Source organism: Paraburkholderia graminis (genome assembly GCF_003330785.1).
Classification (GTDB): domain Bacteria; phylum Pseudomonadota; class Gammaproteobacteria; order Burkholderiales; family Burkholderiaceae; genus Paraburkholderia; species Paraburkholderia graminis.
In genome coordinates this window covers 1124876-1148849 of the sequence record NZ_CP024935.1, presented here as the reverse complement: position 1 = coordinate 1148849, position 23974 = coordinate 1124876, and the positions used below count along the sequence as shown (strand labels likewise).

Here is a 23974-nt window from a genome sequence, read left to right as displayed (position 1 = left end):
AGAGCGCGTGCCGTCCATGCACGCGCCAAATCCATTCCTCTCTCCCTGCTAAGAATCAGCGAAATCCTTCGTTGCTCCGCGCTCGCCGTATGTCTTACCGTTGCCGGATTGCGCATTGCGCGTCCCATACGGAGAACCCATGTCCGCGCCCTCTTCACACGACAACCCGCCGCATGCGGCCGACCTTGCCGATGCCGCGCAACTTTTCGACGACAACGCGCTGACGCGCCGCTTCGCGCCCGTCTTCGCACGCATCGCGGAAGGCGCGGTGCATCGCGAACGGCATCGCGAGCTTGCCTACGAACCCGTCGAATGGCTGCGCGAAGCCGGCTATACGAAGCTGCGCGTACCGACGCAATACGGCGGCGACGGCGTGTCGCTGAGCGAGTTCCTCGGCCTCGTCACGCGCCTCGGCGAAGCGGATTCGAACCTGCCGCAAATCCTGCGCGTGCATGGCGGCTTCATCGAATCGCTGCTGGAATATGGCGACGACGCGTTGCGCGACCGCTGGCTCACGCGCGTCGCGCAAGGGCAGATCATCGGCGGCGCCGTGGCCGAACGCACCGCCGTCACCAACAACAGCCTGCGTCTCACGCAGACCGACGGCGCGTGGCATCTCGACGGAGAGAAGTACTACACCACCGGCACGCTCTACGCGGACTGGGTCGACGTCACCGCGTACGACGGCGAAAGCGACCTGCGCGTGCTCGTCAAGACCGACACGCCGGGTCTCGAACGTATCGACGATTGGGACGGTTTCGGCCAGCGCCTGACGGGCAGCGGCACCACGCGCTTTAACCATGTGCCCATCTCACGCGAGAACGTGTACCGGCGCTATGACGCGTCGGCGCCGCGCCGCAACAGCGTGCTCACGTCGTACTATCAGGCGCTGCACATCGCGAATCTGGCCGGCATCAGCCGTGCCGCGCTGCGCGACGCCGTCGCCTTCGCGCAGGCAAAAACGCGAACCTTCGGTATCCCAGGCGAATCGAGTCCGCGCGACAATCCGCTCGTGCAACGCGTCGTGGGCCGGCTCGCGAGCCTCGCCTATTCGACGCAAAGCATCAGTGCATCGCTCGCAAGGGCCATCGACGAAGTACTGATCGCGCGGCACGAAGGCCGCACGACCGAAGAGACCTATTTCCGGCTCGACATTCAGACCTTCCAGGCGCAGCAGATCGCCATCGAGCAAACGTTGCAGGCCGCGACGCTGCTGTTCGAAGTGGGTGGCGCATCGGCGACGAGCGAAACGCGGCGCTTCGACCGCTACTGGCGCAATGCGCGCGTGCTCGCGTCGCACAATCCGGCGATCATCCGCGAGGCCGCCATCGGCGACTTCTATCTGAACGGCAGGCCGCACAACGAGCGCTTCGGCATAGCGCGGCCGGCCGCGCAGGCGGCGTGACACGCGCGGCTCCAGGCCGCGCCTTCATGTGGCACAGTAACGTCATCGGTGCACGCGCGCGGAGCGCGGCACGCCACTGCCCTGACGAGCCCCATGAAGAATCTGCCTGCCTACGAGCCGCCGGTCGACGAACAGCAGCTTCTGCTGAAATGGATCCGACGCGCGCGCGAATCCCAGATGAGTCACTACGACATGGCCGATCTGCTGTCCGCGCGCGACCGTCAGATGGGCTGGCTCGTCACCGTACTGGCCGCGTTCGTGGGCACGGCCGTGTTTGCATCGCTGAATTCGAGCGCCGTTTCGTTCGAGGTCAGGATGCTGGTCGGGCTCGTGAGCGTGGTCGCCGCGGTGTCGGCGGCGCTGCAAACGTATCTGCGGTATGCGGAGCGCGCCGAAAAACATCGCGCGGCGGGCGCGCGTTACGGCGCGGTGCGGCGGCGTCTCGAATCGGTTTTCGCGGGCGACCCCGACGCGCGCGACGGCCACTATCTGACCGCGATTCGCGACGAGCTCGACCGGCTCGCACAAGACTCGCCGAATGTGCCGCCGCGCAATTTCTATCGCACGCAGCGTGCGTTATCCACCGATCCGCGCCGCGGCACCGACACCTGAGCGTCAAAGCTCACGCATCGAGATCGTTCGCGTCGATGCCCAGTTCGGCGGCCATGCGCCGCACCACCACCTGCAGCCGGCTGACTTCGTCGGCGAGTCTTTTTTGCTCGGCTTTCAGCGCCTCGAACGCGGAGAGCGGCACGCTTTCGTCCGCGCTGCCGCCCGGCTGCGCGAACTCGCTCAGGTTCACTTCGCCGCACAGCAAATGCATCCAGCGATGTTCGCGCTCGCCTGGCGTGCGAGGCAGTCTGACGACACGCGGCGGATCGTTCGCGGCGAGTTCGTCGAGAAACGCCTCGACCGACGAAATATCGGCGAATCCATGAAAGCGCGCGCTGTTCAAACGCAATTCCGCGGCCGTCTGCGGACCGCGCAGCAGCAACGTGGTGAGCAACGCAGCCGATTGACTCGGCAATCCAAGCACGCGATTCATGTTGTGCTCGAAGCGCGGCACGCGGCTGCTGCTGCCCTCCATGACGAGGCTGAGCCGCTTGAGGCCGTCGAGCGCGGTCAGCACTTCGGCTTCGGTCGCGTTCATCACCGGCGAGCGGCCGGTCTTCTGGTTGCAGCCCAACGTCAGTGCGTTGAGCGAAAGCGGATAACTGTCGGGCACCGTGTGCTGTTTTTCGACGAGCACGCCAAGCACGCGCCCCTCGAGCAGCGTCAACGCGCGGATCGAAGGACGGGAGGGAACATCGGGAGTCGAATTCATGTGGTGTAGCGGCATGACTGCCGTGGTGATCGGTGAAACGCCTTGCCGCGCTCAGCGAGGCGGCACTTTTCTGGTTGTGGGCACTATGATAAACGGCCTGGGCGCCGGCGGTGCATCTATCTCGCCGCAGCGGGTCGTATCGCGCGCCGCTGGGCATGTCGCCTGCCTGGCTTTCTGCTTTTTCACATGGAGTATTCAACGCCTATGCGTTTGCAGCCGGTCCTGCGTGTGAGCGCCGTGTCGCTCGCAGTGGGTGCATCACCCACGCAACAACGCACGGCAATGCCTTGCAATCTGTTTCTCCTCTTCCGTATGAACCGCCCTCACCTTGCCCGAAGCATCGCCCTCCCGAAGGCCAAGAAACCCCAGTCCCTCGCAAATGCGCTTGCGAATCTCCGCGCTATGCTCGCCAATGCCGCCGGTGAACACCAGTAGATCGATGCCGCCCAGCAAGGCCGCATATCCGCCGATGGTCTTGCGCACCGCCGTGGCGAACGCGTCGAGCGCGAGGGACGCATTCGCGTCGCCCGCCGCCGCGCGCTGTTCGAGCACCTGCATGTCGCTCTCGCCATCGGCGTAACCGGCGAGACCGCTGTGCCGGTTCAGCAGCGTTTCGAGCGCGTCCGCGTCGAGCTTTTCCACCCGCATCAGATACAGCAACACGCCCGGATCGAGATCGCCGCAGCGCGTGCCCATCGGCACGCCGCCGGTCGGCGTCATGCCCATCGACGTATCGATCGATCGTCCGTCGCGCAACGCGCACACGCTCGAACCGTTGCCGAGATGCGCGAACACCGCGCGCGGCGGCAGCGCCGCGCCCAGTTGCGCGACGAGCGATTCGTACGAAAGCCCGTGAAAGCCATAGCGAATCACGCCGGCATCCGCATAACGGCGCGGCAACGCGAGCTGCGCCGCGCGCGGCGGCAGCGTCGCATGAAACGCGGTGTCGAAGCAGGCAAAGTGCCCGGCGTCGCCGAAGATGCTCTGCGCCTCGTCGATCAACGCAAGCGCCGGCGGAATATGCAGCGGCGCAAAATGCACGGCATCCTGCAAGCGGCGGCGCACCTCGGGCGTGAGCCGCTGATGCGTGCGCAGATGCGGCCCGCCATGCACCACGCGATGCCCGACCGCCGTTGGCTGCGCATAGTGCTGAGCGGCAAGCACAGCCGAGAGCTTTTGCAACGCATCGGTCTGCGATTCCAGCACATGCTGCTCGTGCACCAGCACGCGTGCGTCCGGCGCGGCAATGCGCAGGCTGCCGTCGCCGCGGCCGATGCCTTGCGCGCTGCCTTCGAGCAGCAGCGATTCGTCGTCGCCCGAATGCGCGAACAGCCCGAACTTCAGTGACGACGATCCGCTGTTTAGCACAAGAATGGTTGGCGGCGAAGCGCCGTGCTGCGTGTTCATGGCGCGCCTCGCTCAGTCTTTCCACGTCCAGTTGCGGATTTCTTCCTTGTCGATGCCCTCGGCATGCGCATAGGCGAGATGCTCGATGATCTGCCCACGCAGCCATTCCTTCGCGTGATCGCCGACGCCGCGCAGCTTCGGCACGCGATCGATCACGTCGATGGCGAGCGAAAAGCGGTCTACCTGATTGATGATCGCGAGTTCGAGCGGCGTGTTGATGTTGCCCTTCTCGTGATAACCGTGCACATGCAGGTTGTCGTGATTCGTGCGGTTATAGGTCAGCTTGTGAACCAGCGACGCATACGAATGGAAGTTGAAAATCACCGGCTTGCTCGTCGTAAACAGCGAATCGAAATCGCGGCTCGACAGGCCATGCGGATGCGCATGCTCGGGCATCAGCCGGAACAGATCGACGACGTTGACGAAGCGGATCTTTAGATCAGCAAAACGCTCTTTCAGAAGCTGCACGGCGGCGAGCGCCTCCATTGTCGCGATGTCGCCCGCGCACGCGATCACCACATCCGGCTCGGCGCCCTGGTCGGTCGACGCCCAATCCCAGATGCCGATGCCCTTCGTGCAATGCGTGACGGCCGCATCCATGTCGAGATACTCCAGATGCGGCTGCTTGTCCGACACGATCACGTTCACGTAATCGCGCGAACGCAGGCAGTGATCGGCCACGCTCAACAGACAGTTTGCGTCGGGCGGCAGATAAATGCGCACTACGTCAGGGCTTTTATTCGTCACGACGTCCAGAAAGCCGGGGTCCTGATGCGTGAAGCCGTTGTGATCCTGACGCCATACAAGCGACGTGATGAGCAGGTTGATCGACGGCACCGGCTGGCGCCAGCCGAGTTCGCGCTTGGCTTTTTCGAGCCACTTTGCGTGCTGGTTGAACATCGAATCGATCACATGCACGAACGCTTCATACGTCGCGAAGAGACCATGCCGGCCCGTCAGCACATAACCTTCGAACCAGCCTTCGAGCGTATGTTCGCTCAGCATTTCCATCACGCGGCCATCCGCCGACAGCGCGCCGCCGTCCGCATCGTTCGGCTGCGAGTCGGCGAGCCAGGTCTTGTCCGATGCTTCATAGATGGCCGTGAGCTTGTTGCTCGCTGTCTCGTCGGGGCCGAACACGCGGAAGTTGGTCATGTTCCTGCGCATCACGTCGCGCAAAAATTTGCCGAGCGTCTGTGTGGGCGACGAGTACGCGGATGCGGGCTTTTTCACTTCGACCGCGTAGTCGCGAAACGCGGGCATGTCGAGCATCTTGCACAGCACGCCGCCGTTCGCATGCGGATTCGCGCTGATGCGGCGCGTGCCCTTCGGCGCGAGTTCGCGCAATTCCTCGACGAGCCGCCCGCTTTCGTCGAACAGCGACTCGGGCTCGTAACTGCGCAGCCAGCCTTCGAGCAGTTTCAGGCTCTTGCTGTTGGTCGCCGGATCGGCAATGGGCACCTGGTGCGAGCGCCACGAACCTTCCACCTTGTGACCGTCCACTTCTTTCGGCCCGGTCCAGCCTTTCGGCGAACGCAGCACGATCATCGGCCAGCGCGGACGCGTCGTGTCGTTGCTGGCGCGCGCATGTTGCTGGATCGCCCTGATTTCGCCGATGCATTGTTCGAGCGTCGCGGCCATCTGCTGATGCATGACGTTTGGATCGTCACCTTCGACGAAATACGGTTTGTGGCCGTAACCGGTCAGCAACGCTTCGAGTTCTTCGCGCGGAATGCGTGCGAGCAGCGTCGGATTCGCGATCTTGTAGCCGTTCAGATGCAGCACCGGCAGCACCGCGCCGTCGCGCACCGGGTTCAAAAACTTGTTCGAATGCCATGACGTGGCGAGCGGCCCGGTCTCCGCTTCGCCGTCGCCGATCATCACCGCGACGATCAGGTCGGGGTTGTCGAACGCCGCACCATAGCCATGCGACAGGCTGTAGCCGAGTTCGCCGCCTTCGTGAATGGAGCCCGGCGTTTCCGGCGTGCAGTGCGAGCCGATGCCGCCGGGAAACGAAAACTGGCGGAAAAAGCGCCGCAGGCCGGCTTCGTCTTCGCTGCGGTCCGGATAGATTTCCGAGTAATGTCCCTCGAGATAACAGTTCGCGAGCGTCGCGGGTGCGCCGTGCCCTGGACCGGAAATGTAGATCATGTTCAGGTCGAGCTTGTTGATGAGCCGGTTCAGATGCACGAGCAGGAAGCTCTGTCCAGGGTCCGAGCCCCAATGTCCCAACAGACGATTCTTGATGTGCTCCGGCTTCAGCGGTTCGCGCAGCAGCGGGTTGTCGCGCAGATAGATCATGCCGGCGGACAGGTAATTGCATGCGCGCCAGTAGCGGTCCATCTTGCGCAGCGTTTCGGGGTCGAGAGTTTGCGGCGGGGCAGGACGGGAGATTGCTTCAGCCATGACGTCACTCCTCGTAAGAACTGTCAGGCGGGTTAGCGGACGTTGCGAAGTGTTTTGCCGATGCGTGTCATGCGCGTGACATGACGGGGGTGAGGCGTGTTGCGAAGCGCGGTCGTCTGCGGTGTGACCATATGCGCGCATCATGGTTCGGGAATGCGGACAAATGCTTGCGCGTGGTCAAGCGTCACCATCACCGCACGCCGCACGCCCCGCTGCAAGTCCTGCGCCACCCACGCTGCACGCATCCTCCGAAACGCTTAAGCTGCGCAAAGCGACTGCGCATATCGTCGCGCACTCGTATTACTCGCTCTTAACCATACACATTCATCATGCCGACTTCCAACCGTATGAAAGCGCCGCTCGTTCTTCTTCTCACGCTCGTGGTGCTGTGCGCGGGCCTGGCTGTCCTCGTCGGCATATTCGGGCTGCTCGTGAAGCTGTTCGGCCACGCGTGATGGGACGTGCCGCTGCGCGCGTCGACGGCGCAAACTGTGTATGCTGCCGGTTGTTCATGCGCCGAGCGGCGCAGCGTTCTTGCAAGGAGATTTCATTGACCAATCCGGCCGACTCTTCCCCGCCTTCCGGGCAGCCCATCGACCCGCAAGTGCTCGAACTCGCGCGGCAGGTGTTCGACCTCGCGCGCCAGGGCGATGCCGCGATGCTCGCCGCCGTGATCGAAAAAGGCGTGCCGCCCAATCTGCGCAACGACAACGGTGACAGTCTGCTGATGCTCGCGAGCTATCACGGACATGTCGACGCGGTGCGCACGCTGCTCGAACGCGGCGCCGATCCCGACTTGCGCAACAATAACGGCCAGACGCCTATCGCGGGCGCGGCTTTCAAGGGTTTCGACGCCGTGGTCGAAACCTTGCTCGCGCATGGCGCCGATGTCGAAGGCGCATCGCCCGACGGACGCACCGCGCTGATGGTCGCCGCCATGTTCAACCGCACCACGATCATGGATCTGCTGATCGCGCACGGCGCGAATCGCGATGCGCGCGACGCGGCAGGCACAAGCGCACAGGATGCGGCAGGCAGAATGGGCGCCGCCGACGCGCAGGAAAAACTGCGCAACGTCTAGGGCTTTTCCGCCAGCAGCGCTTTCACGTCAAACTGCGCGAGGTCGCCGATCCGCTCGATCGTGACGTCCGCGGGCGGATTGCCGAGTATCTCCTTCGGGTCCAAAGCGTAGTGACCCTGGCGCGGAAATACCGTGGTGAGCCGCCCGCCCCAGGCATTCTTCATCGCGGTGAGAATGCGCAGCTTGTCGTCGACCATCACGTAGTGGCGCGCGGGATAGCATTCCATCACCTGATCGAGCATCAGCTCCTTGTGGATGTAGATCAGCACGCGGCCTTCGACTTCGTCCCATAGGCCCGAACGCGCGAGCTTGCGCGGCTGGAACACCACGTCCCCGTCCGACAGAATCACCGTGGGCCCGTATTCGCCCACGTGGCGCAACGCGTCGAGCGCGCCCGGATAGAGCCGGTTCGCAAACGGATAATCGATCAGAAACGACGACATCAGCAACAGCCGCGTGTCCCGCGGATGCTCCGTGCGATACCGCTGCAACGCGCCCAGGTAGTCGGCATAGCCGAGCTCGCCGCGCAACTGCTCGAAAATTTCCCAATAGCGCGTGCTGTTGTCGGTGCCGAACTCGCGCATCATGTGGCTGCGCAAGTCGGAGAGCACATGGTCGTTGTCGAGCAGCGTGTTGTCGCAATCGAAGAGGAAAACGACGTCGTGCGGTGCAGTGCGGGTGGCGGGTGCGGCTGGCATGTGCGGCTCCGTGGATTCGGCTGTGCTTGTGCTCTGTGCTTGTGCTCTGTGCTTGTGCTCTGTGCTTGTGCTCTGTGCTTGTGCTGCTTGTGCTGCTTGTGCTGCTTGTGCTGCTTGTGCTGCTTGTGCTGCTTGTGCTGCTTGTGCTGCTTGGGCTGCTTGGGCTGCTTGGGCTGCTTGGGCTGCTTGGGCTGCTTGGGCTGCTTGCTGCTTGTGCTATTAGCGGACGGTCAACCCTGCGAACTCGCGGGCGGCGCAGCCGGCTTTTCTGCATGGCCGCCGAAGTCATGACGCATCGCCGACAACACGCGGTTCGCGAAGTCCGCTTCGCCGCGCGAACTGAAGCGCGCGAACAGCGCCGCGCTCAGCACGGGCGCGGGCACGCCTTCGTCGATGGCCGCCGACATCGTCCAGCGTCCTTCGCCCGAATCGGATACGCGGCCCGCGTACTGTTGCAGATCGGCGTCGCCCGCGAGCGTGCCCGCGATCAGGTCGAGCAGCCACGAGCCGATCACGCTGCCGCGCCGCCATACTTCGGCGATATCGGCCAGATTGAAATCGTATTGATACAACTGCGGACGACGCAGCGGCGAGGTCTCGGCGTCCGCCTCGCGCGCGTGCTTGCCGGCATCCGCGTGACGCAGAATGTTGAGGCCCTCGGCATACGCGGCCATCAAACCGTATTCGATGCCGTTGTGGACCATCTTCACGAAATGCCCCGCGCCGAGCGGACCGCAATGCAGAAAGCCCTGCTCCGCCGTGCTGTTGCCCGGATTGCGTCCTGACGTCGCGGGCGCGGCGGCGGCGCCTGGCGCGAGCGTCGAAAAGATCGGCTCAAGCCGTTCGACCACCTGCGCTTCGCCGCCGATCATCAGGCAATAACCGCGCTCCCGGCCCGCGACGCCGCCGCTCGTACCGACGTCGACGTAATGCAGTTTGCGTGCGGCGAGGTCGGCGCCGCGGCGAATGTCGTCGTGATAGTACGAGTTGCCGCCGTCGATCACGATGTCGCCCGGCTCGAGCAAGGGCACGAGTTTTTCGAGCGTGCCGTCGACCACCGCGGCGGGCACCATCAGCCACACGGCGCGCGGCTTGTCGAGCCTGGCGACGAGGTCTTCGAGCGACGACGCGCCCGTCACGCCCTCCTGCGCGAGCCGCTCGACAGCCGCAGGCTGTACGTCGTAGACGACGCATTGCTGCGCGCCCTTCGTCAGGCGCCGCACCATATCCGCGCCCATGCGTCCCAATCCAATCATGCCTAGCTGCATTTTCACCGCTCCCGAAAGTGCCTTGTGATGCTGCCTGGTTTCAGTCAGATGGTCATGCTGCGTTTGTTGCGTCGGCCGCGTCCGGCAGCATGCGTGACGACAACGATACGCCTCCTTGCCGAAGTTGTGCGCGGCGTAAGGTCTCTGTCATTCAGCGCGTGGCAAACCGGCCCGCCGCACATGAAACGTGTCCCGTGCCCGCTAAAGCTCGCGCCCTCCGCGCAACGCGCGCCTCGATTGAAGCTTCGCGTATTGCGTGCGGGCGAAACGCCGCACGGCTCGCCACATCAGCGGATAACGATAGCCCGGCACGGCAAACAGCACGAGCGCGCACAGCGCGAGCAAGCCGCAGAAGAGGAACGTGCCGCGATAGCTGAACGCCTGCACCAGCAGGCCGGACAACACGCCGGAAAGAATCGAGCCGACCCGCGCCGCGTTGAAGAAGAGCGCGGTGGCGCGGCCTGGCGCATCGGGCATCAGGTCCTGCACGTAGGTCATGCCGAGGCATGAAGTCACGGCAACGACGAACGCGTTGAGGATCTGCATCGGAATCAGCACATGCACGTTTCCGGCGAGCGACATCGCGACGAAATAGGCCGCGTGAACCGCCGCGCAGGCGGCAAGCCAGTTCGGCTTGTGCAGGCTCGAAGACTTCGCGCCGAGCGCGAGCATCATCGGAATCTCGGTCAATGCGCCGAGGCCGAGCATCACCGATACGTCGAGATGCGTGCCGTTCAGGCCATGCACGATGTAAAGCGGCAACACGATCATCGTGGCGTTGGCCGCGAGCCCGAGCAAGGTCAGCGCGGCGACCGCACGGCCAATGTCGTTCGCCGATGCGACGCCGGGCAGGTCCTCGTGCGCGTCGGCGCGAGGTTCCCTGAGCGGCGGCACGGTAATCGACGACGACGGCTCCGATGCGGTGTCTTCTACCGTATGGTCGCCGAGATGCCCTTGCGGTTCGCGCATGCGCCACACGATGGCCGCGCACGCCGCGAAGCTCGCCGCGGCGAACAGAAAGAGTCCGGTGAAACTGGTCGCCGCGAGCACCAGCGCGCCCACCGACGGCCCGAACACCCACGCCGCCGAGAGAATCGTGCGCAGCGTCGCGCTGGCAAACGCGCGTTCGGACGCGTCGGGCACGGGCAGCGCGGCGCGGCTGAATGAGAACACCATCGAAATAGCCGAGCCGCCGACACCGATAAACACAATGCCGACGACGAGCAGCAGCCGGTAATCGCGCACCACGCATAACGACAGATAGCCGAGCGCGGCCAGCACGAGCGCGACGAGCAGTAACGGCCGATGCCGCCCGCTTGCATCGCTCCAGCGGCCGGCGAAGGTGCTCGCGAGCACGCCGCTTGCCGCGATCAGCGTCATGAAGACGCCGAGCCGGAACGGCGTCATGCCCGCGCGCTCGACGCCGAACAGCGACAGATACGGCGCGGTGAACGACATGGCCACACCGAGCATCAGCGTGGCGGCGGCAAGCGGCTTGAAGCCGGGAATGTGCAGCAGACCAAAAAAACGTGAGTTTTTCGACACGGGCGGCTGTGAGTTCAGGAGAAGCGAGCCTGCGAGGCGCGGCGCGCACGGCAGGCTTCGTGGCGGGAATGAACGGGGCATTATCGACCGCTCGCGCGGGCGCGTAAAGGTGGGGAGGCGTGTCCCAAATCTCACTCCCGACCGCACTGGCGCGTGAACTACAGCACCGCATACCCCCGTTTCTCCAAGACCCGTCGATGCCAGCCATTGCCATACTTCCCGCAGGCGATGCCAAACAGGATCGACAGGAGCAAGGTCACTATGTCGCCCCGGTCTAACCACAAGCCGGGTAAGTACAGTGCCAGCTCGACAGCCACCATTGCAAAGGCCGCAAACCACATGCGCCTCGACAGAGCCCAGATCGGGCCCAGCAAGAATGCGCCCCAACTGAAACCAGTGGGGACGCCAATGGTGTCGTCCGTGCCGGGGCGCCCCAGATAAATCCTGTCCGCCATTTTTTCTTCCTCAAATTCGCCGGCAGATTGCCGACGATGTCAGGCATTGTTTAACAGCCGCGCGTGACGAACTTGTACGTTTGTGTCAAATCCCCGTTCCGCCAGTCTGAACCCCGAACCAATAGCTGATACTCTTATCCAAGCAAAATGCGGCGCATGCCGACCGCGGCGATTACTGCGGCGATTACCGTAGCGACCCGCGCAACGGCCACAGGATCGCCGCGCGCCGCGGCAACCCCACACCGCACAACCCGATCCACAGCGGAGCATGCATGGCAATACGGACGCCCTATTCCACCAAAGCCCCGTCGCGAGCCGAAGTCGACGCCCTGCCCGGCGCCACCGTCATCGAGTTCGGCACGGACTGGTGCGGCTACTGCCAGGGCGCGCAGCCTTCGATTGAAAAAGCCTTCGAAGCGCATGCCGGCGTCAGGCACCTGAAGATCGAGGACGGCCCCGGCCGGCCGCTAGGCCGCTCGTTCAAGGTCAAGCTGTGGCCCACGCTGATCTTCATGCGCGACGGCGCGGAAGTCGCGCGCGTCGTGCGCCCCACCAGCGTCGAGCAGATCACAGACGCGTTCGCGTCGCTATAAACCGTAGACGAGCGCTTCCATCATGAAGCAGGCCATCCACCATCTAAGCGTCAAGGCGCGCACTCGCGGCCTTGTCGAATTCACCGACGAAGCGCGCCGCTTCGTCGCGGCGCAGCACATCGACACGGGACTGCTGACGCTCTTTTGCCGTCATACGTCGGCATCGCTGCTGATTCAGGAAAACGCGGACCCGTCGGTGCAGCGCGATCTGGAGCGCTACTTCGCGAACCTCGCGCCCGAAGACGAGCAACGCTATGAGCACGACGCCGAAGGTCCCGACGACATGCCCGCGCATCTGCGCACCGCGTTGACGCAAGTGCAATTGAGCGTGCCCGTCGAACATGGACAGATGGTGCTCGGCACGTGGCAGGGCCTGTATCTATTCGAGCATCGGCGCCATGCGCAGCATCGCGACATCGTGTTGCATCTGATCGGCGAATAAGTCATAACCCGGGCGCAGCCGCACGCGCCGCGACGGCAGGTTTTCTTCCGCAACCCGAACAAAGGGAGCACATCTCATGGATACCCGCAGCGAACTGCAAGCCACCGTCGACGCCATGGTTCAGCCCGGCAAGGGTCTGCTCGCCGCCGACGAAAGCGGTCCCACCATCGCAAAACGCTTCAAGACGATCGGCATCGACTCCACCGAGGAAAACCGCCGCGCGTATCGCAACCTGCTGCTCACCACGCCCGGTCTCGGCGAATTCGTGAGCGGCGTCATTCTGTATCAGGAAACACTCGGTCAAAAGGCCGACGACGGCACGCCGTTTCCACAACTCGCCGCCCGAAACGGCATCGTGCCGGGCATCAAGGTCGACCTCGGCAAGATCGCGCTCGCCCATGCTCCGGGCGATGAAATCACCGAAGGCCTCGACGGCCTCGCACGCCGCTTCGTCGATTACAAGCAGCAAGGCGCACGCTTCGCGAAGTGGCGCGCGGTCTACAACATCACGGCCAGTCTGCCGAGCCGTCTCGCGATCGAAGCCAATGCGGATTCGCTCGCGCGCTATGCGGCGATCTCGCAGGAAGCGGGTATCGTGCCGATCGTCGAACCCGAAGTGCTGATGGACGGCGATCACAGCATCGAGCGCAGCGCCGAAGTCACCGAAGCGGTGCTGCACGAGGTGTTTGATGCGCTGCGTCGGCATCGCGTGGTGCTCGAACATATTCTGCTGAAACCGAGCATGGTGCTCGCCGGTTCGGAGAACGCGCGGCAATCGTCCACCGCGGACATCGCCGCTTATACGGTGCGGATTCTGAAACGCACGGTGCCTTCGGCCGTGCCCGGCATCGTGTTTCTGTCCGGCGGACAATCGCCCGAGGAAGCCACCGCCAATCTCGACGCAATGAATCGCCTCGGGCCGCTGCCGTGGAATCTGAGCTTCTCGTATGGGCGCGCGTTGCAGGAACCGCCATTGCAGGCATGGAAAGGCGCGGCGGGCAACGTCGAGGAAGCGCAGCAGGCGTTGCTCAAACGCGCGCGTTTGAACAGCGCCGCGGCGCTCGGGAAATACGACGCAGCGCAAGAGAAAAGCTAGGCTGCGTTAGCCAGAACAAACGCGAAAGTAAAAACAACAGCGCGGTGTAAATGAGTGACGCGCACACGGGCGCGTCACTCGCGAAACTTAGGGAAGCGTGCGTGAACTCTACGCACACGACGCACGCATTACTTACCCTTCGTGTCGCTGCTCGCGTTCGCGCCCGGCATATTTGTGGTGTCGGTCGCGGGCTTGGTCGTCTTCGACGAATGCTTCTTCGTCTTCGAATGCGACATCGTGCCCGATCCCGTGTCGCCGCCTTCGCGCGTCGACGTATTCGCGCCGGCGCTCGTGCTCGGGTCGTTGCCGGCCGGGCCCGCGCCGCCACCTCCGCCGGCGCCGCCACCACCCGCACCGCCTGTGCCTTGCGCCATGGCCAGCGACGACGCTGCGAGCAGCGTGGAAACGAGCAATGCCTTCTTGATCTTCATAACTGTTCTCCTGTCGGGATGAATGCGGAATAGAAGCGGATTGCGCAAGCGGACGCGCCGCCTGCGCATGCCTCGTCAGGAGTTCAGCAAGGGGTGTGCCGCAAAACGGCGCGGCTTACGATTCGCAAGCGACGAGCGCGTGCAGTTCCTCGATATCGAATGGCTTCGCGAGAATGGCGACGCCGATGCGGCGCGCGCGTTCGAGCTCGTCGGCATAGCCCGTCATCAACGCGATTTTCTGCGACGGCCAGGTGCTGCGCACTCGTTCCGCGAGGTCGATGCCGTTCAGCTTGCCCGGCATCTGAATGTCCGACAGCACGAGTTCGAAACGCTCCCCGCCGTTGAGCACGTCGAACGCCTGGTCGGCGGTCGGTTCGTGCCGCACTTCGCAGCCGAACGTCTCGAGCACCGCTGCGACGCCCGCGGCGACATCCTCGTTGTCTTCCACCAGCAGCACCATGCCGGCATGCCGCAGCGCGGGCTGTTCGACCACGGTCTGACTCGCCGCGTGCGTCGCGCGGCGCTCGCGATAGCGCGGCAGATACAGCCGCACCGTCGTGCCGCTGCCAGGCACGCTGTCGATCTTCGCGGTGCCGCCCGCCTGTTCGCACATCGACAGCACCTGCGCGAGACCGAGGCCCGCGCCCGAGCCGCTCAGCTTGGTCGTGAAAAGCGGCTCGAAGGCGCGCCGCGCGACCGATTCGGGCATGCCCTCGCCGTCGTCCGAACACGCGATCAGCACATACTCGCCGTCGGGCAGCAAGGTATCGCTGCCGACCAGCCGGTTGTTCTGGCAACGAATCACAAAGCGCCCACCGCGCGGCATGGCATCGCGCGCGTTGACCGCGAGGTTCATGATCGCGAGTTCCAGGTCGGTCGGATCGGCGAGCACGGGCCACACATCGTCGACGATGCTGAGCGCCAGTTCGATCTTGTCGCCGAGCGCCGCTTCGATGAGCGGCGCCGCGCCCGGCATCCATTTCCTGAGGTCGATCGGCTCCTGCTTGAGCGGCTGCTTCTTCGCGACACTCAAAAGCCGGCGTGTCAGCGATTCAGCCGTTGCGGTCGCACGCTGCACGGCGGTCATCTCCTTCTCAAGGTTGTTGTAGCGCTTTAGCCGCGCCAGTTCGATATTGGCGGACACGACCATCAACAGATTGTTGAAGTCGTGCGCCACGTTGGCAACCAGATTGCCGAGCGCGCCCATGCGCTGCAATTGCCGGCTCGATGCTTCCGCCGACAGCCGCATCGCGACCTCGCCCTGCCAGCGTTCCCACGCGACGCGCTCGCCGTCGAGCTGACGCAGCGAGTACAGCACCAGCATCCAGATCGCGATGCACGGCACCGCGGTCAGCGCAGCGATCACGATGAAGTGCCGGCGCCATGCATCGACGATCGAGCCCGTTGCATAAGCGCTCGACACGTAGAGCGGATAATCGCCGACGCGCCGAAACGCAACGAGCCGCTCCACGCCATCGACGGGCGATTTGACGCGCACGTGGCCCGACAACTGTTTGTCGCGCAAGGCCGCGCCAAACGCGTTCGCCGCGGGCGGCTGCACGCCGCCTGGCCACGGCGGATAGCGCACCAGCAGACTGCCGTCCTGCCGATACAACGAGAGCGCAAGCGACGGATCGCCGTTCGTCAACTCGCGATAAAAGCGCGAGAAGTACTCGCTGCGCAATGCAACCGAGACGACGCCGAGAAATTTGCTGTCCGCACCGATACGCCCGATCGAGGTGTTGAACACGTTCGTCTGCGACAGCGTGCCGAGCATCGGCAGCGAGAAGTACGGATGCGGGCGCATCGCGCGCGCGGCGATAAAGTCTTCGCGCTGACTGACAGACACGGTTGGCGCCGGATAAGCACGGGTCGACACGAGCAGATCGCCGTTCGCGCCGATCAGATAGATGGACGCCACTTGCGGGAAGTCTCCGCCGATCTCGCGCAACTGCCGGTTCAATTCCGCCTCGCGCGCGCGAATCTGCGCGTCGTCTTCGGTGCCGATCAACTCGACGATGCGCGACGCCATCTGCTGATTGAGGTCGAGCACCTTGACCGCCTGTTCTTCGGCGACGCGCACGAGCCGGTCGATGACATCGTTTGAATCGGCGATACGGCGCTGGTAATCGAAGTAGCCATAACCGGCGAGGCAGGCAAGCGGGAACAGAATGGAAACGGCAAGAACAATAAGGAGCATTCGCCGCGTCGCCGCAAAGTTGCGCGACGGCATCGGAAAATCAACTGCGACTCGCTCCGCACGCTGCACGGCCCACGCTCCATCAAAGGTCATACAAGTTAGGCAATCGGACGCACGTATCGTGCCGCGGCGTTCGTGCGCTAATTCCTTAGTGAGGAATCTACCCCACTTTCGGCCATGTACATAGCGACGCGCGAAGAAACGCGAACGTTTCTGCTTAACTGATTTATCAGGGCGTGTTGGGCACATGAATTGCTGCTCACGCAACGAGTTTCGCATTCTCCCGAGTCGCCGAATCGCTGCGGCATCCTGCCGCGCCGAATCCTGCTGATTACGTTCACGGAAACCAGCATGCCCACCACCGCCCGACACGTTGCCCAGCTTTCGCAACTGCGCGAAGACCGGGGCCAACGCGTTGTCGTGGACGGCGAAAAGATCATGCTGATCCGCGACGGCGACGTGGTGCGCGCGTATTCCGCCGACTGTCCGCACGCAGGCGGACCGCTCGAAGAAGGCGCGCTATGCCGCGGCAGGATCATTTGTCCGTGGCACAAAGGCACTTTCGATGCGGCCACCGGCAAGGTGCTGGAGCCGCCGCCGCTGGTGCCGCTCAAACGTTACGCGGTGATCGTCGACGGCGACGACGTCATGGTCACGCCCGACAAGCTGCCGGACGAAACCGAACTCGCCGCGACGCAAGAGCCGCACTTCGCGGTGATCGGCGCGGGCGCGGCCGGCGCGGCCGCCTGCGCGGCGCTGCGCGAATATGGCTTTACGGGGCGCCTCACGCTGATCGGCGATGAACCGCACGCGCCCTACGACCGCACATCGCTTAGCAAGTTTGTCCCGTCCGCCGAGATGCCTCCCGCCGACGTGCCGCCGCTGCTCGCGCCCGACTGGTACGAGCAGCACCGCGTCGAGCGGATCGTCGCGAAGGTCGCGCGGCTCGACGTGCGCAATCGCACGATTCATCTGGAAAGCGGCGGCGAACTGACGTACGACACGGCCTTGCTCGCCAGCGGCAGCACGCCGAAAGTGCCGCGAATTCCGGGCTGCGAACTCGGCGGCGTGTATGTGCTGCGTCATCTCGACGACGCCACCGCGATTGTCGAAGCGCTCGGCGACGCGGACGCCGGCGGCCCCTCGGAAAACGCCGGCTCCCTGCAAGTCGCGATTCTCGGCAGCAGTTTCATCGGGCTCGAAACCGCAGCCGCGCTGCGCAAACGCGGCGTGCAGGTCACGGTTATTTCGCCGGATAAGGTGCCCTTTGCGAAGCAGTTCGGCGAGCGCATCGGTGCAATGTTTCGCGAGTTGCATGAACGCAATGGCGTCAAGTTTCATCTGCAAGCGAAGGTTGCTTCGCTCGAAGGCGAAGAAGGCAATGTGCATGAAGTGATGCTCGAAAGCGGCGAACATATCGCCGCGGACCTCGTGCTGTTGGGCACCGGCGTTACGCCTGCGACCGGCTTTATCGACGGCTTGCCGTTGCAGAAAGATGGCGGCGTGATCGTGAACGCGGGCATGCAGGCCGCGCCGGGTCTCTACGCCGCAGGCGACATCGCCGTGTTTCCGCTGCGCGAAAACGAAGAGCCGTTGCGGATAGAACATTGGCGCGTCGCGCAGCAACATGCGCGCATCGCGGCTCAAAACATGTGCGGAGCGCGCAACCGTTACAGCGGTGTGCCGTTTTTCTGGACCTATCACTTCGGCAAGAACTTCGAATACCTCGGGCATGCAAGCGAGTGGGACGAGCTTGTGGTCGACGGCGATCTGGATCGTCAGGATTTTGCCGCGCTTTATGTGAAGGACGACAACGTGGCCGCCGTGCTTGCCTGCGAACGCGACACGCAGACCGCGCATCTGATCGACGCGATGCGCCGCGGCCCGCTTACATGCGCGCAGGCATTGCGGATTGTCGGGCGCGACTCGTGCGACAGAAGCTGAACCAAAGTGAAAAACAGGCTGCTTCGAATCGAAGCGTACCGGCTTATCGTTCAACTCTACATGCTCATGTAAAAAGCACCGCACGTGGGCCGCGCGAACCGCGTGTCTTTTTTGCGCACACCATTCGTTAGCTAAAGGAGAAGCGCCATGCCAGAACCCAAGGAACAACATCCGAACGCCGACAAGACGGAGAAGCAGATCGACAAGGAAGTTGAAGACACGTTTCCGGCAAGCGATCCGCCTTCTACCGGCGGCACCACCAAAATCGTGACTGACGACGAAGATTCCTCGCCGGACGACGGGGAAGCTACCGGCAAATAAATAGCATCGGCTTGCGATGCACGACTAAAAACGCAACGCCCGGACGCGCAAGCGCCGGGCGTTTTTTACATGCGCGGGTTGCGTCCGTTGTTATCCGTTAGCCACAGCGAGCGATTCATCGCGCGTCGTGCTGCCGCACACATGGCAAGCGGCCAGCATCTCCTGCAACGAAGTCACGTAGCATTCGGCGCCCATCGCGTTTTGCAGATCGACGCTCCACTTCTGCAGATCTTCGGGCGTCCATAGTCCGACAATAATCGACACGTTCGGCAAGCGCGCGCGAATGCGCCGGACCATGTAGCGCAAGTGCGAGGGAATGCCGTCTATCTGCAGATAGAGAAGGCACACGATACCGACGTCGTCGGCGTCCATCCGGTCGATCGACGCACGCGATGCCGCTTCATGCGGCAATGCGCGCGCCGTGAAGCCGTGCTTGCCGAGCAACTGCAGCATGATCGTCGTCGCAAGCGGATCGAGCGGGCCGCGCCCAGGAATGCACAAGACGCGTTGATTCGCGGCGCGCGGCAGTGTATGCGGCTGCGGCAGTTCGGGCGCGCGTTGCAAGGCTTGCTCGCGCGTATCGTCTTCCGCGCTGTCGGCGGCGTTTTCGCGTGCTTCGTCGGCCGCGCCGCGTGCCTGGTTCGCGAACAGCATATGCGTTGCCGTCGAAGCAGGCGGCCCTTCACGCGACGGCGCGACCGGTCCGATCTCAGCACTTGCGTTTTCTGCTGCGTGCTGCGGCGGCTCGTCGGCATAACTGTCGAGGCCATCGACGAGATCGTTCGTCGTGGACTCGATGCGCGCAAGCTGCACCGCCGTGACGCTGCCGCGCACGACATCGTTCGCGGCCAGTTGCAAACCCTTGATCGCCACCTCGTCGTAGTAAGCCGATAACGAACGCTCGCGCAGCAGCGCTTCGGCTTGCGCAATCGCTTCGTCGGGATCGCCCGCAAGTGCGCGCTGATAAAAATTTTCGACCGGCGTGAGCGCCGGCTGATCGCCGAGCATCACGTCGAGAAATTCCAGGCGCCGGATATGTCGGCCGAGCACGAGCAGGCAAAGCGTCAACGGCGTCGACAGGATCAGGCCAATGGGCCCCCAGATCCAGCTCCAGAAGATCGCCGCGACGACCACCGAGAACGGCGAGAGCCCCGTGCTGCGTCCGTACAGCAACGGCTCGACTACCTGGCCCACCAGCAGTTCGACCGTCACGAAGAGCGCAATCGACCAGATCGCCATGTCCCAACCCGGACTCACCGCGGCGGCGAGCGCGGTGGCCAGCCCGCCGGCGATCCAGATGCCGACATACGGCACGAGCCGCAGCAAGGCCGCGAGGATGCCCCACAGAATCGGACTCGGCACGCCGATGAAAAAGAGCCCCGCGCCAATCGCCACGCCGAGGGCCGCATTCAATCCGAGCTGCGAAACGAAGTAGCGGCTCAAGCGCCGCGCGGCTTCGTCCATCACCATCGTCGTGCGATGCAGATCGCGCGAACCGAACAGACGAATCGCGCGGTCGCGCAAGTCGTCGCGTTGCAACAGGATCACCACCATCACGACGAATACGATGAACGCCGTCTCCAGCGGACTGATGGCCGGCGACAACACGCGGCGCGCGACTTCGAGCGGCGTCGGCACCGGCTCGCGCACTTCGACGGGCACGGCGGCCGGCGCGCGGCCATCGGAAGAAGACGCATCGTGGCGCGGCTCCGGTTGCGGCGGCTCGACGGTCGCGCGTTGCAACGCCTGGCCCGCGGCTTTCGCAAAACGGTCGAGCTTGCCCACCGTCAGCGTGTGCGCCGCTTCCATCTTGCGCTCGATCGTCGCCTGATAACGCGGCATGCCCGCGGCGAGGTCGCTCAACTGCATCGTGATGACCGCGCCCAGCACACCGATCACCGAGATCGACATCACGACGGCCGCAAACACCGACGCAACGTGGCCGAGCTTCAGTCGGCCCAACCATTTGACGAGCGGCGCGACGAGAAAGCTCAGCAGAATCGCGAGCGTCATCGGAATCAGCACGGCGCGCGCGAAGTACAGGCACGCGACGAAACCGGCGCCGACCGCGAGTGCGATCAGCGCATCGAGACCGAACGCGGCAGGCGGCGCGTCGATGCGCGTGGGCGTCCCGCCGCGCGACGGTTCCGGAATGTCCTTCATTGCGCTACGTGCTTCTTGTTGCTTGTGATCGTGATTGTGATTGTGGCGCTCCCTGTCATCACGCTATTTTTTCGGCTCTTCTGCGATCGGCCCGCTTTCCACTGGCGGCGCTTCCTTCTCGATCTCGCTGCGGGCCTGTTCCCAGTACTCGTCCGGCGTGCCCTTCGGCTCCGGCGCATGCTCCCACAGGTAGTACGCGCGCGTGCGGATCTGGTCCTCCTGGGAGGTCTGCTCCTGTTCCATATGAGTCCCCTACGGTTTAGGTCTCGCGGATGCCGGCATGGCGAAGCCGCGCGCATCGTCGTGACGAATGCGCGTGGCCATCCACGCAGAGCAAGTGCTATTCCCGCTCAGCTAGCGGGCGGCGTTTCGCTTTCATCCGAGGTGAGTTGCTGTTCGAGTCTGTCGAACACGCGTTGCGTCGCGCGGCTCGGCGCTTCGAGTGCGAACAGCAGCAGCGAACGCGCGGTGACCTGATACTCGTCGCCGGCGCTGAACTGCGGCAAGTCTGGGCGCACCGGCATGTTGGTATCGAGCAGGCAGGTCCAGCGCTCGCCCTCGGGCACGTCGGGCAATTTAAAGTTGACGACGTCATGGTGTGCATTGAGCACTAGCAGCAACGTCGCATCCGACGCGGGACGGCGAATGCCGCTCGCCTGCGCGCGGCCGTCGATCACGAGACCGAAGCAGCGCATTAGCGGATCGGCCCATTGCTCGGCTGTGAGATCGGTGCCGTCCGGCGCGAGCCAGCGCGCATCGGTCACGTCGAGCGCCTCGTTGTATTCGCCCGTCAGAAAGCGGCTGCGGCGCAGCACCGGCAAGCGGTGGCGAAGCGTCGTCAGATTCCTGACGAACTCGGTGAGCGCGCGGCCGTCGTCGTCGATACCTTCCCAGTCGACCCAACTGATTTCGTTGTCCTGGCAATACGCGTTGTTGTTGCCCTTCTGCGTGCGGCCGAACTCGTCGCCCGCGAGTATCATCGGCGTGCCTTGCGAGAGCAGCAGCGTGGCAAGCAGATTGCGCTTCTGACGCTCGCGTTGCTGGCGAATCTCGGGGTCGTCGGTTGGACCTTCGACGCCCATATTCCACGACTTGTTATCCGAGTGGCCGTCCTTGTTGTCCTCGCCGTTCGCCTCGTTGTGCTTGTCGTTGTACGAGACGAGATCGTTCAGCGTGAAGCCGTCGTGCGCGGCGATGAAGTTGACGCTCGCCCACGGGCGTCGGCCGCGATGATTGAACTTGTCCCCCGATCCGGTGAGACGTGTCGCGAGATCGGCGACCATGCCCTCGTCGCCCTTCCAGTACGCGCGCACGGTATCGCGAAAGCGGTCGTTCCATTCGGCCCAGCCCGGCGGAAAGCCGCCGACCTGATAGCCGCCGGGGCCGCAATCCCACGGCTCCGCAATGAGCCGCACGCTCGAGAGCACCGGGTCTTGCCGGCAACTGTCGAGAAAGCCGCCGCCTTCGTCGAAGCCGTGCGGCTCGCGACCGAGAATCGTCGCGAGGTCGAAACGAAAACCGTCGACCTTCATCTCCGTCACCCAGTAGCGCAGGCTGTCGGTCACCATCTGCAGCACGCGCGGATGCGAGAGATTGAGCGTATTGCCCGTGCCCGTATCGTTGATGTAATAGCGCGGCTCGTCGGGCATCAGCCGATAGTACGACGCGTTGTCGATGCCCTTGAACGAGAGCGTCGGCCCGCGTTCGTTGCCTTCGGCGGTGTGGTTGTACACCACGTCGAGAATCACTTCGAGATTCGCGTTGTGAAACGCGTCCACCATGCCTTTGAACTCGCTGACGGACTCGTTGTTCGACGCGAAGAAACGCGGATCGGCCGCGAAGAAGCCGATGGTGTTATAGCCCCAGTAGTTCGTGAGGCCCTTGTCGAGCAGATAGCTGTCGTTGACGAAGGTCTGGATCGGCATCAGTTCGACCGAAGTCACGCCGAGGCTCCTGATGTAGTCGATCACCGCCTTCTGCCCGAGTCCGGCGAAGGTGCCGCGCAGATTCTCCGGCACTTGCGGATGACGCTTCGTGAAGCCGCGCACATGCGTTTCATAGAAGATCACGCGGTCCCACGGCAACGGATTGCGTTCGGGATGAATCCACGAAAAGTTCGCGTCGACGACCTTGCATTTCGGCACGAAGGGCGCGCTGTCGCGCTCGTCGAACGACAGATCCGCGTCTTCCGAATCGAGCGTGTACCCGAAAATTTCCGGCGCCCATTTCAGTTCGCCGATATGCGCCTTCGCGTAAGGGTCGAGCAGCAGCTTGTTCGGATTGAAGCGATGACCCTTCTCCGGCTCATACGGACCATGCACGCGATAGCCGTACACAGCGCCCGGTTTCAGGTTCGGCACGAACACATGCCAGACCTCGTCGGTATATTCCGGCAATTCGATGCGCTCGATTTCATGCTGACCGGTTTCATCGAACAGACACAGTTCGACTTTCGTTGCGTGCGCCGAGAACAGCGCGAAGTTCACGCCGTTTCCGTTCCATGTCGCACCAAGCGGGAAAGGCGTGCCTTCCGCGATACGCGTCGAGTAATTGGCCGGGGATGACATAGGTTTTCCTGTGAGAAGCATGGGCGCGCACGCGCCTTTTTAGTGTAGGCGATACGGATAAGAGGCTCGCTCCTGTAGCAATCCGCGGGCCTGGACGTCGCGCGCCACGGGGCGACGCGGCATGCAATTTGCGGTAACGCGTTTGAAAGCCGACTCGGCTCGACGCGCCGCGACCGGCGCGAGACATAACAAGGAGAAACCATCATGCGAAGCATGCAATCCAAGGCGCTGCTCGCGGCAGCGCTGCTCGTCAGCACGCTCGTGCCGCTAACGCCTTTTTCGCTCTCCGGCAACGCGCATGCGCAAGGCGCGCCGCAGGCGATTACCGAAAAGCGCACGGACGTCGTGCAACTCGCGAGCGGCTATCGCGCATCGAAGCTGACCGGCGCGGACGTGTTCAACAAGAACAAGGACACCATCGGCACAGTCGACGATCTGATCGTCTCGCCAGGCGGCGACCGCAGCACTTACGCGATTCTGTCCGTCGGAGGATTCCTCGGCATCGGCAAGCATCTCGTGGCCGTTCCGTTCAACGATCTGCAGATTACCAACCGTCGTGTGGTTTTGCCGGAGGCGACCAAGAAGTCACTGGAGGCATTGCCGGAATTCAAGTACGCGGATTGACGCT

Annotated in this window: 22 protein-coding genes; 10 read left to right on the top strand and 12 right to left on the bottom strand. The window is 63.7% G+C overall.

The features are described from left to right. Nucleotides 1-139: 139 nt before the first annotated feature. Together CUJ91_RS23355 and CUJ91_RS23350 are read left to right on the top strand one after the other, a co-directional pair. Nucleotides 140-1405, top strand: coding sequence for an acyl-CoA dehydrogenase family protein (locus CUJ91_RS23355; protein ID WP_114157270.1), 1266 nt, complete (start codon nt 140-142; stop codon nt 1403-1405). Nucleotides 1406-1498: 93 nt separating this feature from the next. Continuing rightward, complete coding sequence (locus tag CUJ91_RS23350) at nt 1499-2017, top strand: SLATT domain-containing protein (protein WP_006047078.1); 519 nt, start codon at nt 1499-1501, stop codon at nt 2015-2017. A 10-nt stretch (nt 2018-2027) separates the two neighbouring features. Here CUJ91_RS23350 and CUJ91_RS23345 read toward each other — a convergent pair whose 3' ends face one another. From CUJ91_RS23345 to CUJ91_RS23335, 3 genes are all read right to left on the bottom strand, one after another. After that, entirely contained in the window at nt 2028-2729 is a 702-nt protein-coding gene (locus tag CUJ91_RS23345) for a YceH family protein (RefSeq protein ID WP_006047077.1), read from the bottom strand. A gap of 258 nt (nt 2730-2987) precedes the next feature. Continuing rightward, the gene (locus tag CUJ91_RS23340) at nt 2988-4136 is read right to left on the bottom strand and encodes an acetate/propionate family kinase (protein ID WP_114157269.1); all 1149 of its coding nucleotides are present in this window, start codon (nt 4134-4136) and stop codon (nt 2988-2990) included. Nucleotides 4137-4148: 12 nt separating this feature from the next. Next, on the bottom strand, nt 4149-6542 hold the full coding sequence (locus CUJ91_RS23335; RefSeq protein WP_114157268.1) for a phosphoketolase family protein: 2394 nt from the start codon (nt 6540-6542) through the stop codon (nt 4149-4151). Nucleotides 6543-6871: 329 nt separating this feature from the next. Here CUJ91_RS23335 and CUJ91_RS35140 point away from each other — a divergent pair, with 329 nt between their 5' ends. Then, nucleotides 6872-6997: a hypothetical protein gene (locus CUJ91_RS35140; protein WP_258196184.1), complete on the top strand. Its 126-nt coding sequence runs from the start codon at nt 6872-6874 to the stop codon at nt 6995-6997. Nucleotides 6998-7092: 95 nt separating this feature from the next. After that, nucleotides 7093-7623, top strand: a complete 531-nt coding sequence (locus CUJ91_RS23330) for an ankyrin repeat domain-containing protein (protein WP_053860703.1) — start codon at nt 7093-7095, stop codon at nt 7621-7623. Here CUJ91_RS23330 and CUJ91_RS23325 read toward each other — a convergent pair. From CUJ91_RS23325 to CUJ91_RS23305, 4 genes are all read right to left on the bottom strand, one after another. Continuing rightward, complete coding sequence (locus CUJ91_RS23325; RefSeq protein ID WP_114157267.1) at nt 7620-8321, bottom strand: HAD family hydrolase; 702 nt, start codon at nt 8319-8321, stop codon at nt 7620-7622. The genes CUJ91_RS23330 and CUJ91_RS23325 overlap by 4 nt on opposite strands. Nucleotides 8322-8551: 230 nt before the next feature. Beyond that, nucleotides 8552-9589, bottom strand: a complete 1038-nt coding sequence (gnd, locus tag CUJ91_RS23315) for a phosphogluconate dehydrogenase (NAD(+)-dependent, decarboxylating) (protein ID WP_029970605.1) — start codon at nt 9587-9589, stop codon at nt 8552-8554. Between the two features lie 201 nt (nt 9590-9790). Continuing rightward, nucleotides 9791-11134: a sugar efflux transporter gene (locus tag CUJ91_RS23310; RefSeq protein WP_114157266.1), complete on the bottom strand. Its 1344-nt coding sequence runs from the start codon at nt 11132-11134 to the stop codon at nt 9791-9793. Between the two features lie 158 nt (nt 11135-11292). After that, nucleotides 11293-11589, bottom strand: coding sequence for a DUF2628 domain-containing protein (locus CUJ91_RS23305; protein WP_029970603.1), 297 nt, complete (start codon nt 11587-11589; stop codon nt 11293-11295). Between the two features lie 272 nt (nt 11590-11861). On the opposite strand from CUJ91_RS23305, the gene CUJ91_RS23300 reads away from it, so the two are divergent. From CUJ91_RS23300 to CUJ91_RS23290, 3 genes are all read left to right on the top strand, one after another. Further along, nucleotides 11862-12182 carry a thioredoxin family protein gene (locus tag CUJ91_RS23300; protein ID WP_006047069.1) on the top strand — a complete coding sequence of 107 codons (321 nt, stop codon included), beginning with the start codon at nt 11862-11864 and terminating at the stop codon, nt 12180-12182. Between the two features lie 22 nt (nt 12183-12204). Next, on the top strand, nt 12205-12624 hold the full coding sequence (locus CUJ91_RS23295; protein WP_114157265.1) for a secondary thiamine-phosphate synthase enzyme YjbQ: 420 nt from the start codon (nt 12205-12207) through the stop codon (nt 12622-12624). A gap of 76 nt (nt 12625-12700) precedes the next feature. Beyond that, nucleotides 12701-13720, top strand: a complete 1020-nt coding sequence (locus CUJ91_RS23290; RefSeq protein ID WP_114157264.1) for a class I fructose-bisphosphate aldolase — start codon at nt 12701-12703, stop codon at nt 13718-13720. Between the two features lie 128 nt (nt 13721-13848). Here CUJ91_RS23290 and CUJ91_RS23285 read toward each other — a convergent pair whose 3' ends face one another. Both CUJ91_RS23285 and CUJ91_RS23280 read right to left on the bottom strand, forming a co-directional pair. After that, on the bottom strand, nt 13849-14151 hold the full coding sequence (locus CUJ91_RS23285) for a hypothetical protein (RefSeq protein ID WP_006047066.1): 303 nt from the start codon (nt 14149-14151) through the stop codon (nt 13849-13851). Nucleotides 14152-14266: 115 nt separating this feature from the next. Further along, a complete protein-coding gene (locus CUJ91_RS23280; protein ID WP_029970598.1) occupies nt 14267-16420 on the bottom strand; it encodes a hybrid sensor histidine kinase/response regulator in 2154 nt (717 codons plus the stop codon). A 282-nt stretch (nt 16421-16702) separates the two neighbouring features. Here CUJ91_RS23280 and CUJ91_RS23275 point away from each other — a divergent pair, with 282 nt between their 5' ends. Next, on the top strand, nt 16703-18295 hold the full coding sequence (locus tag CUJ91_RS23275; RefSeq protein ID WP_114158037.1) for an FAD-dependent oxidoreductase: 1593 nt from the start codon (nt 16703-16705) through the stop codon (nt 18293-18295). Between the two features lie 147 nt (nt 18296-18442). Further along, nucleotides 18443-18616: a hypothetical protein gene (locus CUJ91_RS34490; protein WP_167450667.1), complete on the top strand. Its 174-nt coding sequence runs from the start codon at nt 18443-18445 to the stop codon at nt 18614-18616. A 90-nt stretch (nt 18617-18706) separates the two neighbouring features. Here CUJ91_RS34490 and CUJ91_RS23270 read toward each other — a convergent pair whose 3' ends face one another. The 3 genes from CUJ91_RS23270 to glgX form a co-directional block, all read right to left on the bottom strand. Continuing rightward, nucleotides 18707-20779, bottom strand: a complete 2073-nt coding sequence (locus CUJ91_RS23270) for an AI-2E family transporter (RefSeq protein WP_114157263.1) — start codon at nt 20777-20779, stop codon at nt 18707-18709. A 63-nt stretch (nt 20780-20842) separates the two neighbouring features. Next, nucleotides 20843-21022, bottom strand: coding sequence for a DUF2934 domain-containing protein (locus CUJ91_RS23265; protein ID WP_006047061.1), 180 nt, complete (start codon nt 21020-21022; stop codon nt 20843-20845). 107 nt (nt 21023-21129) lie between these two features. Continuing rightward, nucleotides 21130-23346 carry a glycogen debranching protein GlgX gene (gene glgX / locus CUJ91_RS23260; protein ID WP_107709799.1) on the bottom strand — a complete coding sequence of 739 codons (2217 nt, stop codon included), beginning with the start codon at nt 23344-23346 and terminating at the stop codon, nt 21130-21132. A gap of 204 nt (nt 23347-23550) precedes the next feature. On the opposite strand from glgX, the gene CUJ91_RS23255 reads away from it, so the two are divergent. Beyond that, nucleotides 23551-23970, top strand: a complete 420-nt coding sequence (locus tag CUJ91_RS23255) for a PRC-barrel domain-containing protein (RefSeq protein WP_192698993.1) — start codon at nt 23551-23553, stop codon at nt 23968-23970. Nucleotides 23971-23974 lie beyond the last annotated feature (4 nt).